Genomic DNA, 19254 nt, shown 5'->3' on the forward strand with positions numbered 1-19254 from the left:
CCAAGGGGAATGTTCCGCCTTTCTTCTTTGTTATGAAAGTACCATAGTTACAGATTGGGGATGTAGTGTAAAATTTCAGAACCGCTGACTTTGCGCGGGATCAAGTGGTGACATGTTATATTTTTCCCAGCGAACCCAAACTGTTTTAACCAGGATACTCCAAAGCGTAGTCCTGGTCTATCAGGCCGTCGCAGTTTTGGCCATTGTCTCTTCTTTATTTATCGCCAGTGACTGGTTGAATAACCCGTTCATTGGCGGTTTTTTTGAACACACCATGGTCTTGAACGGTTCCAATACCAGTGAAGAAAATAAAAGCTGGGCCATGTATGAACAGGGATTCGATGTAGGCGATCAACTGATCACCGCAGATGGGGCCGTGATTTCGACGTCGGACGAATTAAAAAAGGTTCTTAGTGCCCATCGTGTCAACGAGAGTATTCCTGTGGTACTTCGAACGCCTGATGACGGATATAAATCTGCCGCAATCACACTTCAAGAATTTTCAACGGCAGACCGTTATGCATATTTCTACATACCGGAAGTATTGAGTTTAGTGTTCCTCGCTGTAGGTCTGTGGATTTTTGGCCTTCGCCGTTCAGAACCTTCTGGGCGTGCATTTTCGATATTAACCACATCTCTCGCCATTTCCGTTGGCACACTTTTTGATCTTTACACATCTCACCTGTTTACATATCTATGGACATTGTCATTGGCGCTTGTTGGTGGCTCCTTATTTGATCTTGTGTTGGGTTTCCCTCAAGAAGCACGTGTTGTTGTTGGGCGTCCATACGTTCGATGGTTTGGTTACTTCATCGGTGCGGTGCTGGTATTCAGTGCTTATAGCACGCTGTACAACTTTGATTTTCCGACTGCTTACATCCCTGCCTGGCAGGCCATTTATGGATTTGTCGGGATCTCAGGAATATTCTATTTTAGCGTTCTGTTCTATCATGCTGTAACATCACGGTCTCCGGTTGTAAAGAATCAGGCAAGGACGATTCTGATCGGTTCTTTGATCGCGTTTGGTCCATTTGTGACATGGTTCCTGATTTCAGGAAAATCGTTCAATCCATATTTGTTGCTCCCTTTGATCGCCTTCCCTCTCGTCAATGGATACGTGGTCCTTCGCTTCCGCCTCCTTCGTACCGATTACTGGGTGCGCCAGAGTGTGGTTTATATTTTGCTGACAGTGATGGTCGTTGCGATTTACGGTTTGTTTGTCAGCGGCATAGCGATATGGACGACAGTTGATATACCCTCGAATAATCCCTATCTGATTGGTGGACTTGTATTCCTTATTGCGATCCTGATCGAACCGGCACGTGTACGTTTGCAGGCCATGGTCGACGGAACATTCTTCCGTGGACAACGTGCATATGAAGACCGTATCAGGATCTTCAGTCACGAGTTGACCAGTGCTCCGGACTTGGGGACGATTGGACATGTCCTTCGTCAACAGATCATGTCTACGCTTTCGCCAGATCGGCTTCATATTTACATTTATGATCTACTCAATGATCAATACACGGCATTGCAGGGTGAAGATGGGCGTCCTACCAGCGATATTCGTTTCGCTTCTGCCAGCCCACTTGTCAAATACTTTCAGAAGGAAAAAATTCCTTTATATCTCGATAGCGTGAATCCTCCCTCCATGCTAAAAGCGGACGAGGCTCGTTTATCCCTTTTGGGTGCGCGTCTGTTTGTCTCCCTGCGAAGTAATGATAAGCCGGTTGGCTGGCTTGCCTTGGGTTCGCCTCTTTCCGGTGATGCCTACACCCCCAAAGACCTTGATTATCTCGAAAGTATTTCAGATCAAGCCTCGGTTGCCATTTCGCGCGTACAGACTGTAGCCAACCTTGAGCGACGTGTACAAGAAATGAATGCACTGTCACGCGTATCACAAGGTGTGAACGTCACGCTGACATTCGATGATGTATTGGAGTTGATCTTCGCGCAAACATCCCAGATCATTCCCTCTACATATTTCCATATCTCGCTTTATAACCGGGATGCGAAATATTACTACTACGGTTTCCGTGTAGATGATGGCGAGCGTATCGAATCGCTTGAGAATCAACCGCTTCCTCCCAGCCTCGGTTTGGGACAGGAGATCATTCGCAAAGGCCGCCCGATCATCACACAGGATTACACACGTGAATGCCAGTCCAGAAACTTGACTCCAGCGTCTCAGGGAGTGTATGCATGGATGGGTGTGCCACTTAACTCCGGCGCTATTACCATCGGCGCGCTCAGTGTTGGTAGCCGAGATGCAACCGTAACCTACACGCGTGCCCAACTGGACCTCCTGCAATCTGTTGCAGACCAGACCGTTGGTGCCATCGTCAAAGCTCGACTTCTGCAAGAGACCGAACAGCGTGCTCGTCAACTTGCTACATTGAATGAGATCACGCGTCAGGTGACTTCCACGCTTGAACAGGAACCCCTCCTTCATAACATTCTGGAAAACGCTGTCAGCATCTTGAACTGCGAAGCTGGGACGTTGTTCCTTGTGGATGAACAGACCGGCGACCTCATCTTCCGCGTCACGATCGGACCTGTAGCTGGGAACCTCCTCGGACAACGTCTCCCATCTGGAACCGGGGTTGTTGGTCGTGCGGTGCAAACACGCATGCCGGTCATCGAGAACGAAGTGCAAAACTCAACAGCTCGTTTCGGTGAAACAGATAAACAGACCGGATTTATTTCGCGTTCTTTACTCGCTGTTCCCATGTTAATCAAAGACCGTGTCCTCGGCGTCATCGAAGTTATTAACCGTCGTGATGGCCTTCCCTTTGTTGTTGATGACCAGAACATTCTGACCGCATTTGCTGGCCAAGCCGCGGTCGCCATGGAAAATGCTCGCTTGCTTGCATCGTCAGATCAGGAACTTACTGCCCGCGTGGAAGAGCTTCAGGTCATGGGTCGCATCGTCCGCGAGTTGAATGCCAGCCTTGATGTAGACCGTGCCATGCGCATTACGCTTGAATGGGCCATGCGTCAATCGAATGCCGAGGCAGGTTTGGTAGGCATGTTGGAACAGGAACAGATCCGCCTCATGGCACAGGAAGGGTACGATGAAGTTTTGGCAGATGTGTCCGATGGACATATCTCCCTTGACCTGCCAACTATCAAAGCCGCCATCGAAGCTGGGCAACCCAGCCAAGTTTCCTTGATCGCCCAAGGCGAAAAAGGGATTCTGCCTTCAGCGCACACACAGATCGTCATTCCCATCCGCCGTGAAGCGGATGTCATCGGCTTGTTACTGCTTGAAAGCAACACCGACTCCCAAGCCAATTTGGCCTTTCTCAATCGTTTGAGTGACAATGCCGCCATCGCTATTTACAATGCGCAACTCTATGCCGAAGTTCAGCGCGCGAACGTTGCCAAGAGCGATTTCGTATCCTTTGTGGCCCATGAGTTGAAAAACCCCATGACTTCCATCAAGGGCTATACCGAATTGCTCGCGGCTGGTTCTGTAGGTCAGATCAACGATATGCAGACCAACTTCCTGCATACCATCAAATCCAACGTTGAGCGTATGTCGGTGCTTGTATCTGACCTCAATGACAATGCCAAGATCGAAGCTGGTCGTCTCCGCCTTGATTACAAAGCAGTGCGTGTGCCAGATGTTGTGGATGATGTCTTACGCTCCACCAAACGCCAGATCGACGATAAAAAACAAACCGTACAACTCCAACTTCCCGAGCAAATTCCTACCGTCTGGGCTGACCCGGTCCGTGTGGGGCAGGTGCTTACCAACCTCGTGAGCAACGCTCACAAATATACGCCTGAGGGTGGGGCCGTCATTGTGGGTGCTGAAGCCGCCTCCAATCAATGGGACCCGGAAGGTGCCAAACAAGTTGTGCATATTTGGGTTAAAGATAATGGTATTGGTATCAGCACTGAAGACCAGGCAAAGATCTTCCAGAAATTTTTCCGCTCCGATGACTCGAAGGCCCGCGAAGCTCCGGGCACCGGCCTCGGTTTGAACATCACCAAAAGCCTTGTGGAAATGCAGGGCGGCCGCATCTGGTTCGAAAGCGAATACAGGCAAGGCACCACTTTCCACATCACCGTGCCGGTGGCAGAAGGATAATCATATGACCTTGAGTGTCGCTGTCGGATATGCTCAGGCGCTAAACGGACGCGAAGCCGGTTTACAGGCGGCGCATCATGCCTTGAATATTCTGGGGTCTGCGAATCCTTCTCTTGGATTTGTCATTGCGTCGCATCAGTATCAGGCTCGTGATGTTATCAGTGGTGTCTCCAGCTTGTTGGGTGATACACCGCTGATCGGTTTGAGTAGCCCGATTGGCATGACCGGCGCGGGTCTTCATCCAAACTCTGTGGTTGTTGCATTTTTGAACGGTGATTTTCAAGCTGAAACACAGTGGCTTCCCGGTTATGCCCAAAGCGGGCGTGAGGCCGGGAGTCGTTTATCGAAACTGGTTGCAGAAAATAAAGATGCTATTCGTGCGCTCTTGCTTTTTGCCGATGGATTCAATGGCGATGCCGACCAGCTTTGCTCTGCGCTCCCAACTGAGATTCCGCTGGCGGGTGGGCTTTCCTCTGGGGATTTGCACACGGGTCATTCCTACCAGTTGGCTGGTCCACAGACTGGAACCGGGGCCCTCACTGCGGCCATTCTGCGCGGTGAAGTGACCGTAGGTATCGGTCATGCGCACGGTTGGAACCCGGTTGGCAGTCAATTTCGTGTGACACGCTCGCGCGGTTTCTGGCTTCGCACATTGGACGGACGCCCGGCCTCTGAAACCTATGCACAATTATTTGGGTATCCTGCCCGTGAATGGGCTTTCCCTCCGCTGAGCCATCTTGCCCGTTTGTATCCATTAGGTGTGGAGCAGGGCGATCAAATGCTCATTCGTTCCCCGATTCGTGTGGAGGCGGATGGTAGTTTCCGCATGAATGCCCCGGTCCGTGATGGTGCAGATGCTTATCTGCTCGTTGGTAGCCGTACCTCTTGTGAGCAAGCCGCACAACAGGCAGCACAACACGCTGTCCAACAACTCAATGGCAAGAAACCTGTGTTCACATTAGTTCTTGTGGATATTGCGTGGGAGATGTTGTTGAAGTCACATCCTGGTGTGGAGATTGAAGCTGTTCAAGAAATCATTGGCAAGGATGTTCCTCTTGCGGGTGGTTACACACTCGGGCAGATTGTTCAGGGCAAGGATGGTAATGTGCCGCAACTATTGAACCAGCATATAGTTGTGATCACATTTGCTGAAAAATAATACATGTAAAGCTCGTTGTTTGAAATGGCAGTCCAAAATAGGATTGCCATTTTTTTGTTTTACGGGCGATATAATCATTGGATGTAATCCAAAGGAGATAACAGTGACGAACAAGGCCAGTTTTTTGATATTGATCGTGATATTGACCCTCGCAGGGTGCAATTTTTCCAGCCCTGTGAGCCCAACCCCCACACAAACTCTTGTATTGGAACCTATCCGTGCAGAAACTCAATCTCCAGTTCCTCTTCAAACGTTTACGCCTATTCCAACATTTACAGCTACTGTGGTTCCAACTGTTGCACAAAGTGTTTGCACAGACCCAGCCGTCGTAACATTGATCGACTCGTTGAAGCGTTCCATATTGACAGCTGATGGCACGTTACTCAGCTCTCTAGTCAGCCCAAACGGCATGGAGGTTCGTTACTTCCGCATGGGGAATGCCGTTAAATATCTTCCTGAACAGGCACAATTCCTTTTTGAAACAACCTATGAGGCCGATTGGGGCAGTGATCCTGCCAGCGGCATGGAAAAGAAAGGTTCGTTTCATGATGTGGTTGTGCCTGAGTTGGTAAAAGCGTTCAACCAGTCATATACCTTACATTGTAATGAGCTGAAGCATGGTGGAGCAACGTATTCCCTCGAATGGCCTTATGAAAAGGATTTCTACTCGATCTATTTTGCTGGTACTGAAGTCAATGGCTTCCTTGATTGGCATACGTGGGCCGTGGGTGTGGAGTATGTCAACGGCAAGCCTGTTATCTATGCACTCACACAATTCTATTGGGAACCGTAACTACTAATTTTGGAATCCAGAAGCTTGCTTCTAGATAAAAGCCCGACTCATTGAGCCGGGCTTCTTTTTCAACTACTATTTGTTTAGATGTTCACCTGTGGCAATTTGGCCAATGACGTCTTGATGGCTTCGGCGGGATATTCGTAATCCTCGAGCTTGCCACCCAAATAGGATTCATAGGCAGTCATATCGAAGTTGCCGTGTCCGGAGAGGTTGAACAAGATCACGCGATTCTCGCCCTTCTCCTTGGCGTCCAGTGCTTCATCGATCGCGGCGCGGATGGCATGTGCAGATTCCGGCGCAGGGATGATGCCCTCTGTTTTTGCAAACTGGACAGCCGCCTCGAATGTGGCAACCTGTTTAACAGCTACAGCGTCGATGTAACCGGCATCATACAGTGCGCAGATGCTGGGAGCCATACCGTGATAGCGCAATCCGCCTGCATGGATCGAGGGTGGGATGAAGTCATGTCCGAGGGTGTGCATTTTGACGATGGGAGCCATCTTGGCCGTATCGCCATAATCGAAGGTGTAGACACCTTTTGTCAAAGACGGAGTGGCGGTTGGTTCAACAGCTACGATGCGGGCGCGTTTACCATTCTTGAGATTCTCACGCAGGAACGGGTAGGCAATACCAGCGAAGTTTGATCCGCCGCCCGCACATCCGATGACTACATCGGGATATTCGTTTGCCATATCCATTTGTTTGAGCGCTTCTTCACCGATCACACTCTGGTGCAGGAGCACGTGATTCAAAACGGAACCGAGACTGTACTTCTTCGTGCCATTGGATGTAGCTGCCACTTCAACAGCCTCTGAGATCGCCATACCGAGCGAGCCTGGGCTATTGGGGTCCTCGGCCAGCACGGAGCGGCCATAGTTGGTACGGTCTGTTGGGCTGGCGAAGACTTGTGCGCCGAAGGTCTCTATGAAAATGCGGCGATAGGGTTTGCTGTTGTAGGAAACCTTCACCATATATACTTCAAGGTCGAGACCGAAGAAATTACATGCCAGTGAAAGCGCGGACCCCCATTGTCCTGCGCCGGTTTCGGTTGTGAGAGCCTTTGTGCCAGCGATCTTGTTGTAGAAGGCTTGCGGAATGGCTGTGTTGGGTTTGTGGCTTCCAGCCGGAGAGACACCTTCGTTCTTGTAATAGATATGTGCAGGCGTGCCTAATGCTTTTTCCAGTCGTCGTGCGCGGAGCAGGGGGGTGGGGCGATAGAGTTTGTAGATCTCGCGTACTTCTTCCGGGATCTCGATGTAGCGTTCTGTGCTGATCTCTTGCATGATCAGGTCCATCGGGAAGAGCACTGACAAAAAGTCAGGGGTGACAGGCTCCATCGTTCCAGGATGCAGGACCGGGGTGGGGGGAACCGGGCTGTCCGCATGGATGTTGTACCAGAATTTGGGTAGGTCACTTTCGTTCAGGATAAAGCGGGTTTGGTCAGACATGTTGAGCTCCTTAATGAATTGAATTTTGTTCGTTCACGAATGCCCATTGGGCAAAGGTCATCAAAGTCTCTGGGATGTGTTTAAAATAAAACAACATTCATCCCAATTGGGACGAATGCTGTCGTAACAGCGCCCGTGGTGCCACCCATGTTAGGCTGGAGACCAGCCTCGCTCATTAGCTCTGTAACGGGAGCATCCCGGCTTCGCGGCTCGGAGGTCCATTCGATGTTGTCGGTTCGGGCAGGCTCTCACTGGTGCGGACTGCTCGCTGTGCCGCCGTGCAACATGTACTCTTCCTCGTCTACGCCTTTCGGCTGATTATATGGCAGGGGATATAATTGTCAATGATGAATATTTTTGAATGTGGGCGATGCCTCCTGCCAATAACCTGACAATGTTGGCGTTGAGGCGGGTGTATTTTTTAATGAAAAAGTGTGGGAACTTTGCAGTCTGTTTTGCAGTTTTGGGAAATATAAACAACCAACATTAGGATAGGTTTTCATGTCGCAACAACATCGTAAAGTATTGGTGGCCTTGTTGGTCATTGGGCTGATATTGATTATCCCGTTGTTCTTTGCTTTTAGAACAAAGGCAAAGACGCCTGCCATGCCTAATACAGCGGTACCTGTGTTGCCGACAATTGCAAACGTGCCAGAAGATGCTAATACACTAAAGCCGAAACAGCCGCCTGCTTGTGCTTTCCCTTTGGCGAAGATCAAGACGGAAGAGTCAACACCGGAGGAGTATGTTTTTTCAGAGCCAAGGGTGGTGTTGACTGCACCACAGGGCAATACCTATAACCTTGCCGAATGGTTGCCTGATAATCAGCAAGTTTTGATTACAGAAGATCTGGGCAACGTAGATGTTGGGAATGACAAACCTAATCAACAATCCATAAGTCTTTATAACCCTGAGACGGGCGAGACAAAAATAATTGCCTTCCGCGGTATCAGAGGCGCCCCCCCCGTCATGGCTGCCTGATTTGAACGCAGTGGTGTATCCGTCTCTAACTTTTACAGATATCAATAGAAAGGCAGGCACGTATAAAGTTACTCGTCAAATATGGATTAGTTATGGCGACCCCAATTCCGCCCAGATACTGGCAGAGGACCTGCCGCAACTTCTCTTTGCGGTTAAGCCAGGCGGAGGCGAAATGCTGTACCTTTCGGATAAGAAAATATCCAAATTAGATAAATCATTGAAGAAATTTGTAACACCTTCTTTTGATCCCGCACAATGGGATTATGGTAAGGGTCGAAGGGATGAAACCCCCGTATCTTATGATATGGTTTGGCAGCCGGGCACGTCACTCGTTTTTTTGTATAGCCACGCTGGCGGCTCGGCAAATGGCGGTTATACGTTTATATTAGATACCAATACCGGGCAGATTTGCGAGTTGGATCTGGGGGGATGGGCAAGTAGAGCGCGCTGGAGTCTAGATGGGCGCTATCTCGCGTTTGAGAGGTCGGTCGTCTATGTTGGTCTTACTAATTCAACGGATTTGCTGGTGTTAGATACGACATCCGGGCAACTATACACGCCGATACTTACGTCTCTAGATATGTCAAGAGAACATGTTATAGATGATTTTATATGGGCGCCGGATAGTCGTCATCTGCTTGTCGTCGAACATACCCGATCACAGGATATTCATTCTGTTCCTACCGAACTGTATCTCGTTGATTTTATGGCTGATCAAGGTATTCAAATCCTCCCTGAATATAATTTCTTCGGAGCAGGTGGGGCGCCACAGAATAATCTTGCGTGGTCGCCAGATGGCACCAAATTATTGATACGTTGCCCGGTTGGTGAAATACCCAATAATGTAGTAGAGCAGATATGTTTTATCAATGTTCAAAGAACTGGCAAATAAAGGGGGATGCCATGAAATACAAAAAAATATTCCTGATTGTCCTCTTGTTGACTTTGTTTGTTTTTCAATAGGCATAAGCGGGCGGAACAAAGCTAGTCGTGAACTGCACGATAAATGATGGGTACAGGTTATGCTTGATTTCCATCCAAAAAAGCGGACAATAATGAGGAGCGTCAAAAAATCTCCTTGTTGTGTTCTTTCTAAAATTATTTTACAAAGATTTTACATCCTTGCCATACTCCCATAACCCTCGCAACCTAAAATAAACATCGTAATCTAATCAAAAGGAGATGTACGATGAAACTATTGTTCAAGAAAACCATATTGATCGCCCTTGTCGCGGCGTTGGGAATAGCAAGCCTGCCGTTCGTCAACGTGTTTGCCGCAGGGGAAAATGACCAGTCCACGCCTCCGCAGGGACAAGTGTCCAATGAGCGTTTGGAGAAGGCGTGGGCCCGTCAACTTGGCGCTTATCAGAAATTGGGCGCTGGCTTTGAACGGTCTGATGCATTCTTTGAAAAGGCGCAGAAATTGATCGACCGTGCCAAGGAAAACGGCAAGGATGTCTCTGCTGTGCAGTCTGCGTTTGATGCGTTCGAGGCCGCGACTAAGAATGCCCATCCAATTTACGAGAGTGCCAAGGGCATTGTCAACTCGCATCAGGGCTTTGATGCCAATGGCAAAGTGACTGACCCCGAAAAAGCCAAAGAAACCGTCAAGGCGATGGGTGAGAAGTTGAAAGCCATCAAGGATGCAATGAATGGCACGGGCAAAGCCTTTCACGAAGCGATCAAAGCTTTCCGTGAAGCCAATCCGCGCCCTGTGAAGACACCAACAGCGCCCTAGTTAAGTTCGCAGTTTCTTAGCGTGCTTCACGGTTAATTCTTCATGCTGCTGAAGCACGCTAAGATTTTGTAAAGCCACGTGGTGCTATGTCTAATCCGTTTACACAAACTCGCAAACGGAAGTACAATCGCCTCATTAAAACCAGAAGCGTGAGGCATACATGTACACAACTGAAGGAAAAAAGATCGTCTCTACAGACAAGGCTCCCAAGGCCATTGGCCCATACTCTCAAGCCATTCGCACAGAAAATCTTGTGTTTACCGCCGGGCAAATCGGCCTCGACCCAGTCCGTATGGAACTTGTTGAAGGTGGTGTAGAAGCCCAAACTCGACAGGTTCTGACCAACCTCAAACACGTGCTGGAATCAGCAGACTCAGGTCTGAACTTCGTGGTCAAGACTACGGTCTTTATCCTCGATATGCGTGACTTTGCCAATATGAACATGGTCTATTCTGAATTCTTCCCTGAAAATCCTCCCGCACGTTCCACGGTTGCGGTTGCTGAATTGCCCAAGGGCGCATTGGTCGAGATCGAGTGTGTTGCATTGCTTTCCTCCGTTCATGGTGACTAAACGTTAATCGCTCAAAGCTGATTGCTGGTTTCTAATCGTGCCCAACGAACTCATCCTCCTCGTAGACGACGAACCGTCCATTATTCAACTTGCCCGCATGTATTTGGAGCGCGAAGGCTTTCGCACCGAAGCGGTTGGTGATGGCGAATCAGCCCTCAGTGCGGTTGACCGTCTGCATCCCGCGTTGGTTGTGCTTGATGTGATGCTTCCCAAACTCGATGGCTTCGAAGTTTGTCGTCGTTTGCGTGCATCCCAAACCGATACGGCCATTCTCATGCTCACCGCCCGCGATGAAGATATCGATAAGATCCTCGGCCTCGAACTTGGTGCCGACGATTACCTGACCAAACCATTCAATCCGCGTGAATTGGTGGCGCGAGTCAAGGCCATTTTGCGACGTGGCGAACGAAAAGATGTGGACGTGCCCAAAGCGACACAACTTGGTGACCTTTCGATCGATCCTGCTCGAAGGGAAGTGCGCCTCAATGATCGGACCCTTGACCTGCGTACTCAGGAATTTGACCTTCTCCTCACCTTCGCCGAACACCGCGGACTCGTCCTCAGTCGCGAACAAATTTTGCAAAAGGCCTGGGGCTTTGATTTCTACGGCCAGACACGAACAGTGGACGTGCACGTAGCACATCTGCGCAAGAAGATCGAAGGTAGTTCAGTTCGGATCGAAACTGTAACGGGCGTTGGGTATAAGTTGGTGGTATCCTGATGGACATGGAAGCACTTGCCAGATTCTGGCCCTTGATCTATTCGACCATTCGAGAACTTTGGGAAATTACTGAACCAAGCATCGAAGATGCCGCCGTAAAAAACGACATTCCGATAGAGCTGTACTACTACAGCGAATTAGGTCTGGAAGTTTTTTCGGTTGAAAACTTTTTCTACCGTGATCCTTTCACGAACCCTGAGCAGTTTGAAAAGGCCTTTGCACGTTTCGATGTAAAAGGTTGGATCACCCCATTGCCTGATGAAGAATATCAAGTTTCACGCAGGGCACAGGATGCCGTGCGCCAGATCATCAACGTGGGAAACGAGCAACTCACAGGCTTTGATTTGATATCGGACGATGAATTGAAGCATGTCATGGCTTTGCTCAAGCAAATCGTCAATGCCAATCTTGAGGCGCCTGAACCGCCTGAAAAATGGGCCATCGTTAAACGCTTCCGTGTGGCGAATGTGCAGAGTCCATTGATCGTACAGATCAAAGAAGCTCTTCTGGATTTGTTTGCCTACCGTGATGATTCTCATCTCTCTGCGGCGTATCCGCATTATGGGCAGGCGGGTATTGTGTGGAGTGTGCTTGGTTATATCGCAAGGGGAAACGCTGTCACTGCAAAACAGATGGCTGGGTCAATGACTTTCCGTGGCTACGGAACGGAAGATTATGAAGTGGCAATTGCGGCAACTGTTGAACTTGGTTGGGCTGAGCCTGCGGATGTACAAGACGCCTATCGTATTACTCCCAAGGGCAGGGAAATCCGCGAAGAGGTCGACAAGTTGACCGATGAATATTTCTATCGTCCCTGGTCTGTGTTGGCTGACAATGAAGTTGATGAGTTGTATGGCTTGTTGACGAAGTTACACAGTCAGCTTGTGATTTATAAAAGAACTATTGCAGGTGATGGTCGCATCTAAAGGGATCGTCACCTTTTGAGTCATGTTTACATCCCTTCGTTCTCGTCTTTGGTTAAGTTATGCATTTATCGTCACCACGGCTCTTGGCATTGTGGCTGTGGTTTTGTTGGTGTATCTTCTTCGTAATCCTGTCCTTTCACGTCAGACCCAGCAACAATTGAATACGGTTAAGAATCTTGTGCTTGAAAACCCGAAACAGTTAGTCAATGATCCCGTTGCACTTTCGACTCTCTCAAAGACATATAATGTCCGTTTGCTTGTTTTCGACAAGACCCGCGAAGTTGTGACGGATACAAACCCCGAAAAGCCTCAGATTCCGTTTCCTCGTAAAAACCTACTCAACAGAAATTCACAAGCCGCCCTGGATACAAAGGGCGATGTGTGGCTCTATACTTTCAGCCGCCTGCAAAATGGACAAATACTGGTTGTGACGGCGCCACGTCCGCGTGCGGCGGTACTGAATATTTTTGCCGACGAGTTTTTTCTCCCGATCCTTGAAGCGGGTGTTGTCGCGCTCTCGCTTTCGTTGATCCTTGCCTTTGCGCTTTCTCGCTGGGTGGCAGACCCACTCCAACAGGTTGTACTTGCCGCACGCAAATACCCGCAAGGGAATGATGAAATCAAACGTATCAAGCCGAGCGGTCCGCATGAGGTACAGGACTTGACGAGGGCATTCAATTCCATGATCGCGAGGGTGCAAAGTAGTCAGCGTTCGCAGAGAGAGTTTGTTGCAAACGTCTCGCACGAGTTGAAGACCCCGCTTACATCCATTCAGGGATTTGCACAGGCGATCCTTGATAATACGGCGGATACACCCGAAGCACGCAAGCAGGCCGCGCAGATCATCTATGATGAGTCAGGTCGTATGCATCGTATGGCGCTCAATCTTCTTGATCTTGCCCGCCTTGAAGCTGGTACTGCTGACTTGACGATGACAGATGTAGATATGAAAGCTTTATTGGAAAATATGGTTGTGAAATTCACGCCACAAGCCGAGAAAGCAAATGTGACATTGCAATTACAAGTCCCGCCAAATCTACCGTCTGTGATTGGTGATGGCGATCGTCTCTCACAAGTCTTTACGAATCTCGTTGACAACGCTTTGAAATTCACGCCCGCTGGGGGGCAGGTGACTCTGTCTGCGAAAAAAGTTGGGGCTGAGATGGAACTGTCGGTTGCTGATACAGGCCTCGGCGTCCCGAATGAAGCGTTGTCTCGTCTTTTTGATCGTTTCTATCAAGTTGACCCGTCCAGAGCGGGCGGTATGGCGCATGGGGCTGGCCTTGGGCTTGCGATAGTCAAAGAGATCGTTGAAGCGCATGGTGGTAAAATTGGCGTCCGCAGTCAGGTAGGGCTCGGAACTACTTTCACGATCCACCTGCCGCTTGTTGCTACGCAAAAATAATTTTCACGGATTACGAATTACGCATTATCATTAGTAGTCCGTAGTTCGTATTATGCCAAAAGTTTCCGTCATCATTCCCTGTTATAACGAGCAATCGACCATTCGTTTGTTGCTGACAGCTCTGCGCGAGCAGACTTTTCCGCGCGCCGAAATGGAAGTCGTGATTGCTGATGGCATGTCTTCGGATGGAACGCGCGATGCGATTACTGCGTTTCAAAAAGTGTTCCCTGATTTGAATGTTCGCGTGGTGGACAATACGCTTCGTTCCATCCCTTCGGCTGTGAACCGCGCTATTGAATCTTCGCGTGGCGATATTATTGTCCGCCTCGATGCTCATTCCAAGCCTTATCCTGATTATGTCGCGAATTGTGTAAGCGCAATCGAAGCTGGGCGAGGAGATAATGTTGGTGGTGTATGGGAGATCCATCCCGGTACAGATACGTGGATCGCTAAATCCATTGCAGTTGCGGCCTCACATCCGCTTGGGGTGGGGGATGCGTTATATCGCCATGCTACGCAAGCCGCAGAAGTGGACACGGTCCCGTTTGGCTCGTTCAAGCGTTCTTTGATCGAACGTGTGGGTTTGTTCGACGAGTCCCTGCTTACAAATGAAGATTATGAATTCAACGCTCGCATACGAAAAGCGGGTGGTAAAATCTGGCTCGATCCGTCCATACGCTCGGTTTATTATGCACGTTCCACACTTCTGGAACTTGCACGCCAGTACTGGCGTTATGGATTTTGGAAGTGGCGAATGCTTCGGCGATATCCCGATACTTTAAGATGGAGGCAGGCTCTGCCTCCGTTGTTCGTCTTGAGCTTGTTGGTTTTGGCCTTGGCTTCCACTTTTATTCCAGTTGTTGGGATTGTACTGATCGCAGAGCTGGCTATTTATTTTTCAATTTTTTTACTTGCCGGATTCGATAAAGCCGTTCGTTTGGCGAATCCCTATTTGATTATCGGACTTCCGCTGACGATCCCCGTCATGCATATCACATGGGGTGCTGGGTTCTTGTGGAGTATTTTTAATTTGGATGATAAGTTAAATGGCTGATAATCTACGTACTACACCGTTGCGATTACGTCCGAGCGAGCATCGTACGATCCTTTTATTTGGCGATCTGGCTATGGCCATTGTCTCTATGTTTGCTGCATTGGAAACATGGAGACGTTATAACCTATACATAGGCATCTCTGATCTTGTTGCGGAGGGCTTTTCTCTTCATCGCGCTCAGTTGCTGGCAGAATTGCGTACGAATATCGAAGTCCCTTTTTGGTTCTACCTACTCCCGATTCTTTGGATGATCCTGCTTGTGGAGTTGTATGAACCTCATGTAGCGGGGAGCGGGCGTAAAACAACACGTGGGATTGCCATCGCTGCGTTGTTAGGTTTGGTCGGTTATTCGTTAGTCTTTATCATACGTCAGGAACCAACCAACCTTCCTCGTATCGGGGTAGGTGCTTTTCTTCTTTTCGCTTCCCTTTTGACCCTTGGCTGGCGCATGATTTTCATCCGCATCTACAAGCGGACGGGACAACTACGCCGTATTCTCTTGATTGGTGCTGGGAAGGCAGGCCAGGTTCTGGCCGAACTATATCAGTCTGTAGGGACAAGGTCGTTTAATATCATTGGCTTTATAGATGATGATGCCCAAAAAGTGGGAAAAAAGTTTTATGGGCTTCCTGTTCTTGGGGGAAGTGATAATTTGCTTGAGTTGATCGATGCATACCGCATTTCTGACCTTGTCGTTGCGATTAATGGGGAAATTCGAGGCGCAACTTTTCAGACCATTTTGGATGCTCAGGAAAAGGTGTGGATGTGACCCGTATGCCCATCCTTTATGAAGAGATGACGAGTCGCGTTCCGATCCATCATTTGGAATCGGATTGGATCATCCGTTCCTTTGTGGATGGGTTGCCTGTAAGTGGTTTCTATGAACTGTTCAAACGGTTGATCGATATTGTTGGCGGAATTGTTGGACTTTTAATTTTATTGATTGCCACTCCATTTTTGGGGTTGGCTATTTATTTCGACTCTGGTTTGCCCATTTTCTACTCGCAACCCCGGTTAGGCCGTGGACGTTCAACATTCACTATCTACAAATTTCGTAGTATGCGTAAAAACACCGATTCATATGGTGATATTCGTAGAACGTTGGAGAATGACCCTCGTATCACTCGTGTGGGTAACTTTATACGAAAGGCGCGTCTCGATGAACTTCCCCAATTTTGGAATGTACTTCGTGGAGATATGAGCCTTGTTGGTCCGCGTGCCGAGGTGCCTGAATTGGTTGAAGAGTATCAGAAACAGGTTCCTTTTTACAGAGCACGTTTACTTGTCAAACCTGGTCTTACGGGATGGGCGCAGATCAATTATGGCTATGTTGCCAGTGTTACCGAAACATCTATCAAGCTTGAATATGACTTGTATTACATCAAACACCGCACCATCTCGATGGATTTCCAAATCATTTTACGAACGATAAGCACTGTTTTACGGAGAACAGGTAGATGATGAAATATCTTGTTACTGGTGGTGCGGGCTTTATTGGGTCGCATATTGTCAGCGCCTTGCTTGAGCAGGGCACATCTGTTCGTATATTGGATAACTTCAGCACCGGCAAACGCGAAAATATCGAAGCGTTGACCCAGCAATTCGGACGGGATCAACTCGAAATTCAAGAAGGAGACGTGCGGAACGCTTCAGACGTGAAAGCGGCTGTTTCGGGCGTCGACATCTTGTTCCATGAAGCGGCTTTTGTCTCTGTCGCGCAATCCATGGAAGAACCGCAGGAATGTTTTGATGTGAATATCACGGGCACGTCATTGTTGTTCAATGCGGCTCGTAAAGCAGGTGTCAGGCGTGCAGTAGTTGCGTCTAGTGCAGCAGTCTATGGAGATTCAGACGCACTCCCCTCAATTGAAGATGCAGAACTTCAGCAAAAATCCCCTTATGCTGTATCGAAGCGGGTCAATGAAATGTATGCTGACTTGTTCACGAAAGAGTTTGACTTCGAAGTGGTCGCATTGCGATACTTCAACGTATATGGTCCACGCCAGCGACCTGACTCAATGTACGCCGCCGCTGTGCCGATATTTGCACGCCGATTACTGGACGGCAAACCGATCACGATCTATGGCGATGGCGGACAAACCCGTGACCTCATCAATGTGCGTGACGTGGTGCGTGCCAACTTGTTTGCTTCTGAACATCCTGATGCAGCGGGAAAAGTTTTCAACGTTTGCACGGGCATTGAAACCCGCCTGCTTGACCTGCTCGATGTTTTGTATACCATGTTCCCAAATGCGCCGAAACATGAATTTGCTCCGCCTCGTGCAGGAGACCTTTATCGTTCTATCGGAAGCCCGCAAAAAGCAAAAGTTGTGATGGGCTTTGAAGCGCAGGTTTCATTGGCCGACGGTTTAAGAGAAGTCGTTGAATGGATGCGTAATAACTAATTTTCAGCCTTTTATTATTTCATGTCCCGTCCTCGCTCCCATGTTCGTAATCGCTTTGTCCTCTTCGGAGATATAGCTCTCATCATCATTTCGGTGTTGGGAAGTTTTGCGTTGCGGCTCGACGTGGGCGAGTTACCATTTTATTTCCCCGCCGCCATGTTGATGTGCGTAGTGGCGCTCGCGATCAAAATCCCCACGTATTTTTCATTTGGTTTATATCGCCGCTTATGGATCTATGCCAGCACGGGTGAACTACGTTTGATTACTGTTGCGGTAACGACTGCGTCTGTATTGACTTCAGGCGTCATGGCAGTTTTGTATGTAACAGGTAATGTGTACCCTGGTATGCCTCGCTCTGCTCTAGGCATCGACTGGCTCCTCTCGCTTGTTCTCATTGGCGGTTCTCGTTTTGCGCTTCGTATTCTTGCTGAACAATCCACGACCTCACGCACAAACGGAAAGACCAAGCGCGCCATCATCATTGGTGCAGGGGACGCGGGTGCGTTGGTTGTACGTGAACTGCAAAAATCATCTCAACTGAATCTGATCCCTGTTGGCTTCCTCGATGATGACTCCGCTAAGCAAAAACATTCGATCCATGGTGTGACCGTAATTGGCAGGGTGAAAGACCTTGCCAATGCCATCGACCAACATAACATCGAAGAAGTGATCATCGCCATTCCCTCCGCTCCAGGACAACTTGTCCGCATGGTCAATGACGTTTGCCGCCTCAAGGGAATTCCCTCTCGCACGATGCCTGGCATCTACGAACTTATCGGTGGCAGGGTCAATGTCTCCCGCCTCCGCGAAGTCGACATCACTGACCTCTTGCGCCGTGAACCTATTCGTGTCAATGATGATGCGGTAGGCGCCGCTCTCGAAGGCAAACGCGTTCTTGTCACAGGTGCGGGTGGCTCTATTGGAAGCGAACTCTGTCGTCAGATCGTGCGTCGCAATCCAGCCGAACTTGTGCTCCTCGGTCATGGAGAGAACAGCATCTTTGAGATTCTCCTCGAATTGCAAAACGATTATCCCGATCTCGCCATTTATCCCGTTATCGCCGATATTCGCAATCAAGAACGCCTTGTGCCAATCTTTGCACAGTATCAACCGCAAATTGTTTTTCACACCGCCGCACACAAGCATGTTCCGCTTATGGAAGCAAACATTGTTGAAGCGGTCACGAACAACATCCTCGGTACACATAACCTCACACAGGTGTCCATTACGCATAACGTCGAACGTTTCGTTCTCATCTCCACAGATAAAGCTGTTCGCCCTTCGAGCATCTATGGCGCAACCAAACGTCTCGCCGAAATGATCGTTATACACACTGCGAGCGTTACGCAACATGCGTTTACTGTTGTTCGCTTTGGTAATGTTCTTGGAAGTCGTGGCAGTATCATTCCCAAATTTAAAAATCAGATTGCCAACGGCGGCCCCGTCACCATCACGCATCCCGATATGTATCGTTTTTTCATGACCATCCCTGAAGCGGTCTATCTCGTTCTCCAAGCCGCATCCATGGAGCAGGGCGGCGAAACATTTGTCCTCAATATGGGCGAGCCTGTCCGCATTCTTGATCTTGCCGAAGACCTCATTCGACTCTCTGGTCTCGAGCCTCATCGCGACATCGCCATTGCCTACACGGGCATTCGTCCCGGAGAAAAATTGACGGAAGAACTGTGGGACGAAGATACGCCTCTCAAACCGACTCTTCACCCCGATATCTCCCGCCTCGATAACGACGCTTCATCCCTAAGCCCAAACCTGATTCAGACCATTGAACATTTCTCTCGCCTCAGCCATTCCAACGATACTGAAGCTATCATCAAGTTGTTGGATGAACTCGTCCCTGGCTCTTCCATCCGTGAAACGCCGCAACCTGATATAACATCAATGATCTAAGTTGCCACGTTTACAGGTTTGAACGTTTCTACCTGCTAAACTTTAA

16 protein-coding genes are annotated in these 19254 nt (G+C 49.0%); 15 read left to right on the forward strand and 1 reads right to left on the reverse strand.

The features are described from left to right. Positions 1 to 112: 112 nt before the first annotated feature. The 3 genes from IPP66_10405 to IPP66_10415 all read left to right on the forward strand — a co-directional run bounded on the left by IPP66_10405 (position 113) and on the right by IPP66_10415 (position 6048). The gene (locus IPP66_10405; protein MBK9925692.1) at positions 113 to 4096 is read left to right on the forward strand and encodes a GAF domain-containing protein; all 3984 of its coding nucleotides are present in this window, start codon (positions 113 to 115) and stop codon (positions 4094 to 4096) included. 4 nt (positions 4097 to 4100) lie between these two features. Further along, positions 4101 to 5255 carry an FIST C-terminal domain-containing protein gene (locus IPP66_10410; GenBank protein ID MBK9925693.1) on the forward strand — a complete coding sequence of 385 codons (1155 nt, stop codon included), beginning with the start codon at positions 4101 to 4103 and terminating at the stop codon, positions 5253 to 5255. A 103-nt stretch (positions 5256 to 5358) separates the two neighbouring features. Further along, positions 5359 to 6048, forward strand: a complete 690-nt coding sequence (locus tag IPP66_10415; protein MBK9925694.1) for a hypothetical protein — start codon at positions 5359 to 5361, stop codon at positions 6046 to 6048. An 83-nt stretch (positions 6049 to 6131) separates the two neighbouring features. Here IPP66_10415 and IPP66_10420 read toward each other — a convergent pair whose 3' ends face one another. Next, on the reverse strand, positions 6132 to 7499 hold the full coding sequence (locus IPP66_10420) for a TrpB-like pyridoxal phosphate-dependent enzyme (protein ID MBK9925695.1): 1368 nt from the start codon (positions 7497 to 7499) through the stop codon (positions 6132 to 6134). 501 nt (positions 7500 to 8000) lie between these two features. Between IPP66_10420 and IPP66_10425 the strand changes: the two genes are divergently transcribed. The 12 genes from IPP66_10425 to IPP66_10480 all read left to right on the forward strand — a co-directional run bounded on the left by IPP66_10425 (position 8001) and on the right by IPP66_10480 (position 19208). Next, entirely contained in the window at positions 8001 to 8480 is a 480-nt protein-coding gene (locus IPP66_10425; protein MBK9925696.1) for a hypothetical protein, read from the forward strand. Positions 8481 to 8652: 172 nt separating this feature from the next. After that, positions 8653 to 9372: a hypothetical protein gene (locus IPP66_10430; GenBank protein MBK9925697.1), complete on the forward strand. Its 720-nt coding sequence runs from the start codon at positions 8653 to 8655 to the stop codon at positions 9370 to 9372. 297 nt (positions 9373 to 9669) lie between these two features. Continuing rightward, complete coding sequence (locus IPP66_10435; protein ID MBK9925698.1) at positions 9670 to 10218, forward strand: hypothetical protein; 549 nt, start codon at positions 9670 to 9672, stop codon at positions 10216 to 10218. Between the two features lie 160 nt (positions 10219 to 10378). Further along, positions 10379 to 10789: a RidA family protein gene (locus tag IPP66_10440; protein MBK9925699.1), complete on the forward strand. Its 411-nt coding sequence runs from the start codon at positions 10379 to 10381 to the stop codon at positions 10787 to 10789. Positions 10790 to 10826: 37 nt separating this feature from the next. Then, complete coding sequence (locus tag IPP66_10445; protein MBK9925700.1) at positions 10827 to 11510, forward strand: response regulator transcription factor; 684 nt, start codon at positions 10827 to 10829, stop codon at positions 11508 to 11510. Continuing rightward, positions 11510 to 12436 (forward strand): hypothetical protein, encoded by a 927-nt coding sequence (locus IPP66_10450; GenBank protein ID MBK9925701.1) that lies wholly within the window; start codon positions 11510 to 11512, stop codon positions 12434 to 12436. The genes IPP66_10445 and IPP66_10450 overlap by 1 nt, the downstream gene beginning before the upstream one ends. Before the next feature lie 22 nt (positions 12437 to 12458). Then, positions 12459 to 13841 carry a HAMP domain-containing protein gene (locus tag IPP66_10455; protein ID MBK9925702.1) on the forward strand — a complete coding sequence of 461 codons (1383 nt, stop codon included), beginning with the start codon at positions 12459 to 12461 and terminating at the stop codon, positions 13839 to 13841. 52 nt (positions 13842 to 13893) lie between these two features. Further along, a complete protein-coding gene (locus IPP66_10460) occupies positions 13894 to 14895 on the forward strand; it encodes a glycosyltransferase family 2 protein (protein MBK9925703.1) in 1002 nt (333 codons plus the stop codon). After that, positions 14888 to 15664 carry a hypothetical protein gene (locus IPP66_10465; protein ID MBK9925704.1) on the forward strand — a complete coding sequence of 259 codons (777 nt, stop codon included), beginning with the start codon at positions 14888 to 14890 and terminating at the stop codon, positions 15662 to 15664. Before IPP66_10460 ends, IPP66_10465 begins: the two co-directional genes overlap by 8 nt. Positions 15665 to 15669: 5 nt before the next feature. Then, a complete protein-coding gene (locus IPP66_10470; protein MBK9925705.1) occupies positions 15670 to 16356 on the forward strand; it encodes a sugar transferase in 687 nt (228 codons plus the stop codon). After that, positions 16353 to 17300: an SDR family NAD(P)-dependent oxidoreductase gene (locus tag IPP66_10475; GenBank protein ID MBK9925706.1), complete on the forward strand. Its 948-nt coding sequence runs from the start codon at positions 16353 to 16355 to the stop codon at positions 17298 to 17300. The genes IPP66_10470 and IPP66_10475 overlap by 4 nt, the downstream gene beginning before the upstream one ends. A 21-nt stretch (positions 17301 to 17321) precedes the next feature. Then, the gene (locus IPP66_10480) at positions 17322 to 19208 is read left to right on the forward strand and encodes a polysaccharide biosynthesis protein (GenBank protein ID MBK9925707.1); all 1887 of its coding nucleotides are present in this window, start codon (positions 17322 to 17324) and stop codon (positions 19206 to 19208) included. Positions 19209 to 19254: the final 46 nt, after the last annotated feature.

The sequence above is a fragment of the Candidatus Defluviilinea proxima genome (assembly GCA_016721115.1).
GTDB classification, from domain to species: domain Bacteria; phylum Chloroflexota; class Anaerolineae; order Anaerolineales; family Villigracilaceae; genus Defluviilinea; species Defluviilinea proxima.

What these genes read in the sequence shown, in the direction of transcription:
- IPP66_10430 (MBK9925697.1), top strand. Translation starts at nt 8,653, where the DNA reads ATGCTGTACCTTTCGGATAAGAAAATATCCAAATTAGATAAATCATTG.
- IPP66_10470 (MBK9925705.1), top strand. Translation starts at nt 15,670, where the DNA reads ATGCCCATCCTTTATGAAGAGATGACGAGTCGCGTTCCGATCCATCAT.
- IPP66_10475 (MBK9925706.1), top strand. Translation starts at nt 16,353, where the DNA reads ATGATGAAATATCTTGTTACTGGTGGTGCGGGCTTTATTGGGTCGCAT.
- IPP66_10405 (MBK9925692.1), top strand. Translation starts at nt 113, where the DNA reads ATGTTATATTTTTCCCAGCGAACCCAAACTGTTTTAACCAGGATACTC.
- IPP66_10465 (MBK9925704.1), top strand. Translation starts at nt 14,888, where the DNA reads ATGGCTGATAATCTACGTACTACACCGTTGCGATTACGTCCGAGCGAG.
- IPP66_10450 (MBK9925701.1), top strand. Translation starts at nt 11,510, where the DNA reads ATGGACATGGAAGCACTTGCCAGATTCTGGCCCTTGATCTATTCGACC.
- IPP66_10410 (MBK9925693.1), top strand. Translation starts at nt 4,101, where the DNA reads ATGACCTTGAGTGTCGCTGTCGGATATGCTCAGGCGCTAAACGGACGC.
- IPP66_10440 (MBK9925699.1), top strand. Translation starts at nt 10,379, where the DNA reads ATGTACACAACTGAAGGAAAAAAGATCGTCTCTACAGACAAGGCTCCC.
- IPP66_10455 (MBK9925702.1), top strand. Translation starts at nt 12,459, where the DNA reads ATGTTTACATCCCTTCGTTCTCGTCTTTGGTTAAGTTATGCATTTATC.
- IPP66_10425 (MBK9925696.1), top strand. Translation starts at nt 8,001, where the DNA reads ATGTCGCAACAACATCGTAAAGTATTGGTGGCCTTGTTGGTCATTGGG.
- IPP66_10480 (MBK9925707.1), top strand. Translation starts at nt 17,322, where the DNA reads ATGTCCCGTCCTCGCTCCCATGTTCGTAATCGCTTTGTCCTCTTCGGA.
- IPP66_10420 (MBK9925695.1), bottom strand. Translation starts at nt 7,499, where the DNA reads ATGTCTGACCAAACCCGCTTTATCCTGAACGAAAGTGACCTACCCAAA.
- IPP66_10460 (MBK9925703.1), top strand. Translation starts at nt 13,894, where the DNA reads ATGCCAAAAGTTTCCGTCATCATTCCCTGTTATAACGAGCAATCGACC.
- IPP66_10435 (MBK9925698.1), top strand. Translation starts at nt 9,670, where the DNA reads ATGAAACTATTGTTCAAGAAAACCATATTGATCGCCCTTGTCGCGGCG.